The organism is Rhizobacter sp. P1_G5 (assembly GCF_056405435.1).
Window position 1 is genome coordinate 1 of record NZ_JBFUCB010000117.1, and the last position, 12811, is coordinate 12811.

Here is a 12811-nt window from a genome sequence, read left to right on the forward strand (position 1 = left end):
CCCGCTGGCAAAGCTGCGCCGCGTCAGCTGGGCGCAGCTCAGCGACTACGACTACATCTCGGTGGGCCGCTCGTCCGGCAACCGGGTGTTGCTGGACCAGGCGTTGGCGGGTGTCTCCGGTCGCCCGCAGGCCATCTACGAGGCGCAGCACGTCACGACGACACTCGGCCTGGTCGAGGCCGGGCTCGGCGTCGCTGCGGTGCCTTCGATGGCGATGCCGGGCCCTGACCACCCACTCCTGGTGAGCCTGCCGCTGGTCGATCCCGTGGTCACCCGCAAGGTCGGGCTGATCTGGCGTCGCGGGCGCCCGCTGTCACCTGCGGCGCAGCAGTTGTTCGATCTCTTCGGCGAGGTGAAGGCCGGGCGGAGGACTGGACGAACCGCGTAGCTGCCAGCCCGGCGCTTCGGCCGGGAGACTCACCGCGCCAGCGCCGCGACCTCTGCGGCGCTCAACGCGCCCGCATGCACGCGGAAGTCCTGGATGCGGCCGTCGAACGACGGATGCCCCCAGTTGCGACCCAGGAAGGCCACCTGGTCGCCGACCTGGCGCGGCGACAGCAGGATGTCGTCGGATTTCGCCACTTCGGTGCCGTCCAGATACAGCCGCGCGGTGTTGCCCCGCAGCGTGACCGCCAGATGGACCCAGCGCCTGACAGGCAGGGCACTCGGCGCCTCCACCACCTGCGAGTCGTTGTGGCCTGCGCCGGCGATCACGAAGCGCAGCACGCCCTGACCGCCGCTCTGGGGCGCGATGCACATGTAGCTGAATCCGTCCTGCCCCGCGTAGAACATGCAGGTGTCCCAGTGCAGCCCATTCGCGTAGGCCCACAGGGACACGCTGAAATCGTCGAGGTCGCCGAACAGCCCCGGCGGCAGCTGCAGGCCCGCCTTCTTGCCGTCGAACACGAGGGCCTTGTCGTTGCGACGCCCGTCGCCCCAGGCCGCGCCGTCGAGCAGCGTGCCTTGCACCGAACCCGAGGTGCCGGCGGCGCTGAACAGCGTGCCAGCCGTGCCTGAGTTGTTCACGCCGTTCAGCGGCATGGCCAGGCGGGGCTCGCCCGGAACGGCGATGCGGGCCACGTTGGAGCCGGTGCCCGGGGCACCGGTGCCCTGGGCGGTGACCTGGTAGAACCAGACGCCGTTGGCCGGCATGTCGCTGTACGTGAGCAGTTCGCTCGCCGAGACCGTGCCGAGAAGGGTGAAGGGACCGTTCGCCTGTGCGCTTCGCTTGACCGCATACGAGGTCGCGCCGAGGCTGCCCCACCACGACAGCACGACGCGGTCGCCGCGCAGATGGGCGGTGAGGCCCGATGCCGGCTTCATCGTCTCGGAATAGCCAGGACGGCGATGGATCAGCGTCGGCCACCACACGTCGTCGCTGCTGCCGCCGTACTTCGGCTCGCACTGCAAGGCCATGCGCGTGACGTTGGGCGCTGCCAGCCCCAGGCGGTTGACGTAGTGGTTGTAGATGGGCTCCCACGCATTGCGGCCGTGCTGGAACGACTGGTTCACCTCGGTCCACAGGGCCGTGTGAGGCTCCGGCGGAATTTGTTCGCGCGCAAAGGGCATCGGGTAGGTCTTGCCGTTCTCGTCGAGCAGGTTGGAGCGCGCGACATATTCGGCAGCTGCCAGGAAGCGGTTGTTGTACAGCCCGTAGAGATCGTCGCCCTGGTTCCAGGCCATCTCCAGCAGGTCGCCGCCGAGCGACATGCCCAGCGTCGAGTGGCCCTGGTCGCGGCCGCTCTCCTCCCACTGCCCGAAATGGCCGGGGTGCATGTAGTAGACGCTGTGCACGATGGAGCCGTTGCCGAACATCCTCAGCTTGCCGCGGTTGTTGCCGGCGTAGTAGTCGCAGGCCAGGCGGTAGAGGTCGGGCCGGTCGCAGAACACGCCGATCGCCAGCGCACCGCACAGCGATGCCAGGTCCCAGTTGGCGTGGGACCCCAGCGCCGCGCCGTTGAGGCGGTTTTGCGAGATGCCGGCGAAGACCTTGAGCAGCATCTCCTGGAAGCGCTTCTGGCTCTGCGGCGCCCAGCCGGGGTAGGTGCGCAGGATCTCGCCGATCTGCGCCAACTGGTGGCCTTGTATGCCGGCCAGGATGATGAAGGTGTGGTCGTCATGGGCGGTCGATCCGGGAGGCACCGTTCCGACCTCCTTCAGCGTGTTCGCCCAGGCGTCCAGGAACTCCACCGCCTTGTCGGCATAGCGGTTGTCCTGGGGGTCGGACAGCTTCCAGCGCAGTACCAGGGTCCAGGCGCGCGCGATGTCGCCGTACAGCGCGTACTTGGTGCTATCGGCCCGGTAGACCGCGGGCTGCGGATTGGGCTTGGCGTCCAAGGAGGCGTTGCGCTCAGCGCACAGCTTGTTCCACCATCCCGTCCACGGCTCCTGGCCTGCCTTGATGTGCGCGCGGATGCGCGTGGCGTCGTCTTCGGTGACCAAGAGGCCCGGGTGGCGGAAGGCGCCGCTCACCGAGGCCGGGGTCCGCAGGCCGGCAGCACCGGCATCTCCGGAGTCCTCATCGTCGCCGTCACGACAGCCCGGCAGCAGCGGCAGCGCGGGAAGCAAGGGAAACAGACCCAGGCCGAATGAGAATGCGCGCCGCGTGCGATGCGGCAACTCGTCGACGCGAGTGGCTTCCGGGGATGTCTTGGACACGCGGGGTTCCTTGTTTTTCCGTAGAGGTCGGCAAGCTAGCGCAAAACATCGGCGCCGTCCTGACGAAGCTGTGACGGCCGGTCCGTACCGTGCAAGGATTGCTTTTTTTCCGACGCATCGCCTCAAGTGGCCTGGGGATTGCATGTTCAACCTCTCATGCAATGGAGAGCGCGGCACGAGCCGCGCACCGCATGCGAATTGCGTTCACACCTGACCATCCTTGACAGCGGCGCCGTGTCGCGCGTCGAAGGGCGGGCCCGGTCTGACAAACAAGGTCACTGCCGCACAACGAGCTCCTGCTCGTCGACGCCTCCCTCGGTGTGGCGGCGATCCGACTGTCCTGCAATTCGACGCGCACGATGAATGAAGTTTCTTGTTTGTTCAAAGAGGAAAAAATGCCGAACGCACTGAACGCCGCCCCCGTCCGCCTGGTGGCGCTCTCCCTCATGATGGCTGGTGTCGTCTCCTGTGGCGGGAGCGGGGCATCGTCCTCCGGTTCCGATGCGGCGCCCCCGCCCTCTTCCGGAACTCCGCCTCCTCCTGCACCACCTGCAGCCCCTGCGCCTCCTGCCGCCCCTGTGCCGCCTGCGCCGCCTGCTTCGATCAACGCCAGCCTCGGCGTACCCGGTCGGCTGCTGGTTGGCCTGGGTGCCGGCAACAAGATCGCCGACATGACGAGCCAGCAGATTCGACCGGACATCATCGACACGTACCTGGTCGGGGTGGGAGATGGTTCGTGGCCGTACTGGAACAGCCCCGATGGGGCCTACGTCACCTATGCCTCCGCGAACGCCAAGGCGGCCGGCGCCGTGCCCCTGTTCACGCTCTACCAGATGGCCTCCAGGGGCGAAGGGAACCTCAGCGCCATCAACGACGCAAGCTTCATGGCCAGCTACTGGTCACAGGTCAGGCTGATGTACCAGAAGATCGGGGCGACGGACCAACCGACGCTCGTCAACCTGGAACCGGACTTCTGGGGCTTCGTGCTGACAGGTGCTCCCGGCGGCGACCCGACGAAGGTGCCGGCGCGCGTGAGCACGGTGAGCGAATGCGCAGGCCAACCGGACGACGTCACGGGGCTCGCGCGCTGCCTGCTGACGCTCGGGCGGACCTATGCACCCAAGGCGAAGATCGGCTTTCCGCCGTCCTTCTGGGGACGGGATGCCACCACCGTCGGCAACTTCATGCTGAAGCTCGGGGCGGACAAGGCCGACTTCATCGTGGCGCAGACGGTCGACCGTGACGCCGGTTGCATGGAAGTCAGCCCGCCCCCCGACGAGTGCGCCGGGCGAGGCAACGGTCCGTTCTACTGGGACGAAGCCAACGTGGCGACGCCCAACTTCCGCCAGAACCTCGACGAGTGGAGCACCGCGCGAAGCGTGCTCGGGAACCTGCCCATCCTGTACTGGCAGACGCCGATGGGCGTGCCTTCGGCGACCCCCGGCGGCACTCCCGGACACTTCCGCGACAACCACGTCCACTACATGCTCACGAACCCGACGCAGTACACCGCCATCGGCGTGTTCGGGATCGTGTTCAGTGGCGGCGGGAGCACCTCGGCCAACATCACCACCGACGGTGGACAGTTCGCCCGCACGTTCAAGGCGTACCTGGCAAACCCGGCCGCGCTTGCTCACTGAAGGCCTTCGACCTGCCTGCCCCCGAGGGGGCGGCAGGATGCGTGCGTTCAGTTGCTGTAGAACAAGCCTCGGCAGCCGCCGGCGGTGTAGACCCGTCCGTAGAGGTTCTGATCGGCCGCCATCAGGTTGATGCCGCCGAACTGGTGCGCATCGTCGTTGAAGCGCTGCCAGCTGGTGCCGGCGTCGTCGGAGCGGTACACGCCCCACACGCCGTTCATCGCACCCACCACGTAGACCGCGGCCGAGTACGCGGCGCCCGCCCTGGCCTTGCCCAATGCCAGCACGCTGGCGCCCTGCACCTCGGGCCACTGCCCGGGGTCACGACTGCCCCAGACCGACGCAAAGTTGCTGAGCTTCGTCCAGTTCGCGCCCGAATCCACCGAGTGATACACGGCGTTGCCGTCGGCCAGCCAGAGGTCGCCCTCGACGTTGGGGTTGACCGCCATCGACGTGTTCCCGAAGGGATTGGCGCGCAGGTTGGCAGACACCGAGCCCGGGCTCAGCGTGAAGTTGTGGCCGCCATCGGTCGAGACGTAGACCTTGCCCGGCGTGCCCCACCAGGCACCGCCCGAGTCGTAGGCATAGACCTTGTTCGCGTTCTTGCGGTCCGCCACCATGCGGTAGCTGCGAGGGAACCCGCCGATGACGGTGAGCGCCGGCAGGTTGGTGGCCGTCCAGCTGGCGCCGTTGTCGGTGGTGTACGACGGCACCGAATCGGCCGGCGCCCACACGGCCTTGTTGCGCGCGGTGACGGCGATGTTCGACGCTTCGCTCGTGTTGGCCACGCCGCCGGCGGCGAGTGAGGCAAAGGTCGCCCAGGTCTTGCCGCCGTCGCCGGACCAGAAGCCGGTGCCCTTGCCGCTCGAGTTCAGCAGGCCGACCCCGGCGATGTAGAGCGGATCGGACCACGCCACGTCGGACGAATTGCCGTTGCTCCATTGGGTGGAAGGACCTTGGGTCGGCTTCTTCGCGAGGTCGGTGTAGACCCACGTTCCAACGTCGCCCACTGAGTAGATCACCGGATAGGGCGCGCCGGCCGGCGGCGTCCTGAGGGCCAGCGCGCAGGTCTCCTCGAGCCCGTCGACGGCAAAGGTCCAGCTCGGCGTGGCCGAGGAGGCGTTCCGGGTTTCCCAGATGCCGCCGCCGTACACGTGCAGGACGTGGTCGCGGTCGGAGGGATCGATCTCGACGTCGTCGATCCAGCCGGAGAAGCCGTCGTCGGCCGGCGTATGCGGCATCGTGGCCGCGATCTCGCGCCAGGTGCTGCCGCCGTCATCGGACAGCTGGACGATCTTCTGGCCGCTGTAGTTGCCCCAGGTGTTGGTCACGCCCAGTGCAATGCGCGCCGTCGAGCCGGTGCCGAAGACGGACAGGCCGCCATAACCGGAGGCGTCGTTGCTGTTGAGCAAGGTCCAGGTGCTGCCGCCGTCGAACTTGTAGAGACGGGCGGGACCGGGCGAACTCGGGCCCGCGCCCTGGGTGAACACCACATAGAACTTGCCGTCGGCGGCCCGCACCATGTGCGGGATGTGGGAGCCGGACACCGGCGTCGAGACCGCAGTCCACGATGCCCCGCCGTTGGTGGACTTGTACAGGTTCGAACCCAGGCCCGCCACGCTGACGTAGTCCGGCGCGATGGCGGCGTAGAGGGTCGAGGTCGCCGTGCCCGTGCCCCGGGTCCCGGTGTCGTAGACCACCAGCTCGACACCCATCACCTGGCCGCCCGCCGCGTTGATCTGGTCGGCGCTCATCTTGGTGGACGACAGCGCGTTGACCTGCGCCCACGTGGCGCCGGAGTCCGCGCTCTTCCACAGGCCGGCCGTGCGCGAGCCGTAGAACAGCGTCGACGGCTTGTTCGGGTCGACCATCAGCCGTTCGCCGATGGCCCGGCCGTTGTTGTTGCCACCCGCGGAGAACGGCAGGTCGACGTGGGACCAATGGTCGCCGCGGTCGCTGGAGCGGTACAGCCGGGCGGTGGCATCCGCCGAGGCGTACATGCCGCCGACCAGGTAGACGGCCTGGTCGTTGTTCGGGTCCAGCGCGATGCTTTCGACCCCGTGGTAGGAGCCTTCGGCGCCGCTGAAGCCGTCGGTGATCGGCACCCAGGCCTTGGTGGCCTGGTTCCAGCGATAGGCGCCGCCGACGTCGGTGCGTGCGTAGAGAACGTTCGCGGACGTGGGATGGAAGACGAGACCGGTGACGTAGCCGCCGCCGCCGTACTTCGCGTTGGTCCAGGCGGTGCCGTGGGTCACGGACGCCGCCGCGGAGGCCGCACCTTCCCCGGTGGCGTTCGAGGCCGTGACCACGAAGTAATACGTCGTGCCATTGACGACGGTGCTGTCGGCCAGGCTCGTCGAGGACGTCGAGCCGATCAGCGTGCCTCGCTGGCCCTGCGTTGTCGACCGGTAGACCCGGTACGCGGTGGCTCCGGACACGGCGGCCCAGCTGACGGTCACCTGGGCCCCGGCGTCGGTCGCCTTCACGCTTCCCACAGCCCCCGGCACGGCGGCCGGCGCAGGCGCAGGCGCAGGCGCAGGCGCAGGCGCAGGCGCAGGCGCAGGCGCAGGCGCAGGCGCAGGTGCGGGCGCAGGCGCAGGTGCAGGTGCGGGCGCAGGCGCAGGTGCAGGTGCGGGCGCAGGCGCAGGTGCAGGTGCAGGTGCAGGTGCAGGTGCAGGTGCAGGTGCAGGTGCAGGTGCAGGTGCAGGTGCAGGTGCGGGTGCAGGTGCTGGCGCAGGAGCCGGCGCAGGCGCAGGCGCAGGTGCAGGTGCCGGCGCAGACGAGACCGGGGAGGCGGCGTCGCCTCCGTTGGCACCGCCACAACCCACCAGCAGTGCCACGAGGCCAGCCGACAGGCAGCGTGTCGCGGTTGGCACCACATCCGCAAGCTCTGCCTGCAGCATCCGGGTCACGAGGGGAAACGACTCTGGCAAGGGCGTGTCGACGCGCTGCCGCGAAGTGAAGTGTGAATGGTTCATGGCGCTGCAGTCTCGGCACAGGGCGGCCCGCATTCCTGATCGAACCGTTACGGAGCGGGCGCCGAAAAGAACTGTTACCGACGCAGGCCGCCGAGGCCGCCGACCAGCTTGCGCAACAAGCAACAATTCATGCCATCGCCTTCTGCCGACGAGCAGGTCCGCGCCGCGGCCCGACGATGGCGGCGCACCGACACTGCGCCGTTCCGGCGAGGCCTCAAAACCGGACGCCGACGATGCACAGCCTCTTCCTCCCTGATTCCCGATCTGCCCCCCTGCAGCCGATTGCAGCGCGACGCCCTCATGGGCACGCACCGGCGCGATGAGCGAGCTTGTCATCACACTGCCCGGCGGGTCGCTCGACCTGCTCGGAGGGCGTGTGCTTCGCCACGGGGAGGCGGTGAAGGTGGAGCCTCGGGCGTGGCGCGTGCTGGAGCGGCTGGCCCGCTTCCGCCATCGAGTGGTCACGAAGGAAGAGCTGGTGGCTGCGCTGCGCCCCGAGGGGGCGGTATCCGAAGGCGCGCTTCGGCAGGCGATCCGCGCGGCACGCCGGGCCATCGGCGACGACGGGCCGCAGCCGATCATCCGCTCGATCCCGCGGGTCGGCTACATCTTCGACGTCCCCTCGGCACCGGCATCGCAGCCCGCTGCGGCGGACCTGCCGCGCGAGGGCGTCCCCTCGGTGATCATCGGCCCGTTGCGCAATCACACCGGGCGGCCGAGCCTGCACTGGGCGACGCACGGCCTGGTCGCCTGCATCGCGCACGGCTTGTCGATCGACAGGCGCATCCAGGTCCAGGACGCACTGTCGCTGGAAACGTCCTGGCCCGAAGGGCAGGTCCGCATGCTGCAGATGTTGCGCGCCGCCGGCGCGCGCTGTGCCGTGGTCGGCTCACTGAGGCTCGCTGGCGGCGAACTCGCGCTCGAGCTGAACGTCCACGACCAGGGCAGGAAGAGCGTCATCGCGATCCACGCTGCTGATCCAGCAGGGCTCGTGCTGCCCGCCATCGCGGCCTTGCGGCAGACGGTGCTGGGCGATGGCAGGCGCCGAGCCTCGGCCCACGGGATGAGCGGCTGCTCGCCGCTGTCGATCGAGTTGTTCGCGCGGGCCAGGCACTCCGCTGCGATGAGCCGACATCCTGCAGCGCTGCGGGCCCTTGCGCTGCTTCAGCAACTGGAGCCGGAGTTTCCTGGGCTCGATCTGGAATTGCTGCGTGCACAGGCCGTCTGCGGCAGCGATGACGGACCTCGCACCGCGGCCCGGCTGCTGGAAACCGCGAGACGCGGCCAGGACCGGTGTCTCGAAGCGCAAGGGCAACAGCATCTCGGGACGCTGCACCACGTGAAAGGCCGATTGCGTGAGGCGGCGCAGAGCCTGGAGCACGCCCTCGTGCTGGGCCGCGGCTGCATGCCGCCGCACTGGCAGGGGCACGCCTTGACGCTGCTGGCATCCGTCGAATGCCGCCTCGGCGAGCTGCATTCCGTTCAGGCACGGCTCGACGAGGCCCAGGCCATCTTCACGCGCATCGGCAGCCAGTGGGGATTGCTGACCGTGCTGTGGCTGCGGGCGATCATGACCTCGCTGTCCGGCCACGCCGAGCAGTCCATCCGCTGGAACAGAAAACTTGCGAACGCGGCCCGCAGGCTGAATGCCAACACCGCACTGGTGAGCGTGTGCCTCAACCTTGCAGGTGAACTGGTGTACGCGGACCGCCTTGACGAGGCGCGCGAGTGTGCGGAGGAGGCCACCGCCACCGCGCTGGCGATCGAGGTCGATGTGGGCCTGTTGAGCACGGTGGTCAACATTCACAGCCTGCTCCATCGTCTGCAAGGCCGTCCGGATGCCGCTGCGGAGCTGCTGTCGCTTCTGCCGCGGCCGGACCGGATGCAGGACGGCTATCTGTGGCAGGCCCACGGGCATGCCGCCATGGCAGCCGGTCGCGTCGACGAGGCGGCCGACTGTTTCCTGCGCGCGGCGGCCGAATGCCGCGTTCAAGGCAATCGCGCTGCCGAGGCGCCCCTGCTGCCGTGGCTCGTCGAGGCTCTCGTGCGCTGTGGGCGCCTGGCCGCCGCACAGGCTGAACTCGAGCGCGCAGACGCGCAGGCCCACCTGCAGGACGAGAGCACCACCGCGAACCTGCTCTACCCACGCGCGTTGCTGGCACGCTGGCACCAGCAGGAACCGGAGGCCCAGGCACTGCTTGCGCGGCTGACGACTGCGCCGGCCGCGCTGCCCCTCTTCCGCCGGCTCGGACGGGAGCTGTCAGCAGTGCCCATCGATCCGCGGCGCGAACACCCGATGCCGATGGCGCCACCGAACGGCGTGATGCGTCGGGAGTACCGATTCTCCCATTGCGTGCTTGACGTGGAGCGACGGGAACTGTGGGTCGACGGACGGCGCCAGACACTCGAGCCAAGACCGTTCGACGTGCTCGTGCATCTGTACCGCAATCGTCATCGCGTGGTGACTCTGGACGAGCTCCTCGACACGGTGTGGCGCAGGGCGACAGTGTCGCCGGAAGTGGTCGCGCAAGCGATCACCAAGATCCGCCAGGCGATGCGGCGGAGCAAGACGCACGCGGTACGGGTCCACACCGTCTATCGCAAAGGCTACCGGCTGCTGGCCGATACGCACGTGGAGGCCGATGATGACATCGCCGCGGCGCTGCTGCCCGACCCGCACGCGACACCGGAGCGCCTGCTGGCCATCGTGCCGCTGCCGCCATCGGGCGGGAAGCCGGGCGCCGATCGCGATGATCGCGAACTCGGGTACTCACTGGACGTCCTCGGCTACGCCCTGGCCGTGCACTCACGGCTGAAGCGCATGTCCGACGCCGAGGCAAAGGCAGGCGCTGACGACGCCCTCGCCGCAACGCCGGATGCGATAGCGGCTGCGATCGGCATCCGCAGCCCTGGCGCGCACGTCCTGTTCGCCCGCCTGATGCGCCGGGACGCCGCCCTGGCCCTGGACTATGTGCTGACCACGCCCGCCGCGCGGATCGAAGGCAGCCTCCGCGACCGGTCGCCGGCGGCACTCGGTCGGCGGCTGGCCGCCAGGCTCTCGCGGTTGGTGGCCGACGCCGCGGAGGCACCCGCCCTTGCCGCCGACGAGGGCGTGTGGATGACGCAGATGCTTGACCTCGCGTCTCGTGCCGTCGAAGATCGCCGCGCCGGCATTGCGATGCAGATCCTCGACGTGATCCTCGACCAGAACCCCGACCACGATCTGGCGGCGGACCTCAAGGCGCGCATCACCGACGCCGGCCACGGCAGGCCGGACAGCACCGGTCGAACGAACCAATCCGCGTCTGCGCCATGATCGGAATCGCCGTGCGCTGATATCTCGCTGCGTGCAAGCGACGCGCTCAGGCCAAGCCCGTTTCACCACATCAACTCTCGACCTCGCGCAAGCCCTCCAGCAGGGCCTCGTACACCAGGCGGATGCGCGCCGGCACCGGCTGGCGCTGCACGCGGTAGACCGACAGTGGCCAGGGCTTGGGCGCCGTCTCGGGCAGGACCTCCTGCATCGCACCGCCGCGCAAGTGGTCTGCGACCAGCACGCCGGCCAGCTGTGCGATGCCCATGCCTGCGAGCACCGCATCGCACACGGCCTGGGCGTCGTCGGAGACGAATGCGGGGAGCGCGGGCAGGATCTCGCGCTCGCGGTTCAGCCTCCATGGCCAGGGGCGGCCGGTGTTGCGGTTGATCAGTTGGGCGGTGGGCAGGGTATTCAGGCCGGCCACCGACTCCACCGGCCCGATGCGTTTGAGCAGCGACGGCGCTGCGACGATGCGCAACGAGAATACCGACACCGTCCGCGCGACGAAGCGGCTGTCGCCCAGGCGGCCGGCGCGCACGCCGACGTCGATGCGCTGCGCCACCGCGTCGATCACCTGGTCGGACAGCCGCAGGTCGAAGCACAGGCCAGGATGCTGCAGCGCCAGGCGCTCGAGAAGGGGCATCACGAAGCGCCGACCCTGCATGGTCGGCGCCGCGATGCGCACCAGGCCCTGGACGGGCTCATCCTTCGCCAGCATCGCCGCCGCGAACAAGGCATCGACGCCCTGCAACGCCTGGCGCGCGTGCGGCACGAAGCGCTCGCAGAAATCGCTGGGTTGCACGCTGCGGGTGCTGCGGTGGAACAGCAGTTCGCCGAGATGGCCTTCGAGTTCCTTGACCGCCCGCGTGACCACCTGCGGCGAGATCGAAAGGCGGATCGCAGCCTCGCGGAAGTTCTGCGTCTCGTATGCGACGAGAAAGGTGCGCAGCAGGTCGATACGGTTCAGCATCCCTTGATTATTCCTCTGCTGGGAATTCTGATCTCCCAGTGTATTCATTCACAGGATCAACGCCGGTTTCCATACTGCCTTCCATCGCCGGCACGTCGCCGGCGCCTCACAGGAGCAAGTGAATGGAATTCAAGGACAAGGTCGTGCTGATCACCGGCGCGAGCTCGGGCATGGGCCGTTCGGCCGCGCAGGCCTTCGCGCGCCAGGGTGCGAAGCTGGTGCTGGGCGCGCGCCGCCGGGCCGAGGGCGAAACCTTGGTGGAGCAGATCCGCGCACAGGGCGGCAACGCGGTGTTCGCCCCGACCGACGTGACGCGCGAGGCCGACGTGGACGCGCTGGTGCAGCTGGCGCTCTCGCACCACGGCCGGCTCGATGTGGCCTACAACAACGCGGGCATCGAAGGCCGCAGCGCCGAGTTCGCCGAGCAGGACAGCGACAACTACGACCTGGTCATGAACACCAACGTGCGCGGGGTGTTCTGGGCGATGAAGCACGAGATCCGCGCGATGCTGCAATCGGGCGGTGGTGCGATCGTCAACAATGCATCGGTAGGCAGCGAGGTCGGATTCCCGAACCTGGCGCCTTACATCGCGAGCAAGCATGCGGTGATGGGCTTGACGCGCACCGCGGCGCTTGAGTACGTGCAGCGCGGCATCCGCGTCAACGCGGTGAACCCGGGCATGATCGACACGCCGATGCAGGACCGCGTATGGGGCGGCGAYGCACAGGCTCGCACCGCCTTCACCCAGCAGTTGCCGGCCGGTCGCTCCGGCTCGGCCGACGAAGTGACCGAGGCCGTGCTGTTCCTGGCTTCGCCCCGCGCCAGCTTTGTCACCGGCACCGGGCTGCTGATCGACGGCGGCTACGTGGCGCGCTGAGCGCCCGCACGGCCCGTGTCGGGCACGATCGAGCCACCGCGGCAACTCTCTCGCTACACTGACGTGCGCTGTCAATTGCGGAGGTAGCAATGCCTGACCCCGTAGAACCGTTGATCCTGGACCTCCTTGATTGGATCGGCCCGCATCCGCGCCCCTATGCCGAAGTCCTTGAAGCCTGGCGTACGTCGTGTCCACGCCTGCCCGTCTGGGAAGAGGCCAACAAGCGAGGCTTCGTCGATCACCTTCACGAGCAAGGGCAAGCGGCGCTGGTGGCGGTCAGCCCGCAAGGCCTGGCACACCTCGAGGCACGGCGCACAAACAGTGCGCCACCAGGAGCGCCTGCCGAAAGAGCCGACTCGGTCCCTGTCGTGGCC

The 12811-nt window shown here is 68.6% G+C and carries 8 protein-coding genes and 1 pseudogene; 5 read left to right on the top strand and 4 right to left on the bottom strand.

All coding sequences use genetic code 11. The annotated features are described in order from the left end of the window. Window positions 1-388 (top strand): LysR substrate-binding domain-containing protein (locus tag AC1D12_RS11100; RefSeq protein ID WP_477840417.1); only part of this gene is annotated, 388 nt, incomplete at its 5' end. Window positions 389-417: 29 nt separating this feature from the next. Here AC1D12_RS11100 and AC1D12_RS11105 read toward each other — a convergent pair. Next, window positions 418-2658: a LamG-like jellyroll fold domain-containing protein gene (locus AC1D12_RS11105; protein ID WP_477840419.1), complete on the bottom strand. Its 2241-nt coding sequence runs from the start codon at window positions 2656-2658 to the stop codon at window positions 418-420. A 578-nt stretch (window positions 2659-3236) separates the two neighbouring features. On the opposite strand from AC1D12_RS11105, the gene AC1D12_RS11110 reads away from it, so the two are divergent. Beyond that, the gene (locus AC1D12_RS11110; protein WP_477827835.1) at window positions 3237-4298 is read left to right on the top strand and encodes a hypothetical protein; all 1062 of its coding nucleotides are present in this window, start codon (window positions 3237-3239) and stop codon (window positions 4296-4298) included. A 47-nt stretch (window positions 4299-4345) separates the two neighbouring features. Here AC1D12_RS11110 and AC1D12_RS11115 read toward each other — a convergent pair whose 3' ends face one another. Next, the gene (locus tag AC1D12_RS11115) at window positions 4346-6781 is read right to left on the bottom strand and encodes a WD40/YVTN/BNR-like repeat-containing protein (RefSeq protein ID WP_477840421.1); all 2436 of its coding nucleotides are present in this window, start codon (window positions 6779-6781) and stop codon (window positions 4346-4348) included. Next, on the bottom strand, window positions 6778-7110 hold the full coding sequence (locus tag AC1D12_RS11120; protein WP_477840423.1) for a hypothetical protein: 333 nt from the start codon (window positions 7108-7110) through the stop codon (window positions 6778-6780). The genes AC1D12_RS11115 and AC1D12_RS11120 overlap by 4 nt, the downstream gene beginning before the upstream one ends. 482 nt (window positions 7111-7592) lie before the next feature. Here AC1D12_RS11120 and AC1D12_RS11125 point away from each other — a divergent pair, with 482 nt between their 5' ends. Next, a complete protein-coding gene (locus AC1D12_RS11125; protein ID WP_477825684.1) occupies window positions 7593-10589 on the top strand; it encodes a winged helix-turn-helix domain-containing protein in 2997 nt (998 codons plus the stop codon). Between the two features lie 70 nt (window positions 10590-10659). Here AC1D12_RS11125 and AC1D12_RS11130 read toward each other — a convergent pair whose 3' ends face one another. After that, on the bottom strand, window positions 10660-11559 hold the full coding sequence (locus tag AC1D12_RS11130; RefSeq protein ID WP_477840424.1) for a LysR family transcriptional regulator: 900 nt from the start codon (window positions 11557-11559) through the stop codon (window positions 10660-10662). 122 nt (window positions 11560-11681) lie between these two features. Here AC1D12_RS11130 and AC1D12_RS11135 point away from each other — a divergent pair, with 122 nt between their 5' ends. Next, the gene (locus AC1D12_RS11135; RefSeq protein WP_047502083.1) at window positions 11682-12437 is read left to right on the top strand and encodes a glucose 1-dehydrogenase; all 756 of its coding nucleotides are present in this window, start codon (window positions 11682-11684) and stop codon (window positions 12435-12437) included. A gap of 110 nt (window positions 12438-12547) precedes the next feature. Then, window positions 12548-12811 (top strand): annotated as a pseudogene (locus AC1D12_RS11140) (hypothetical protein); the annotation flags it as partial.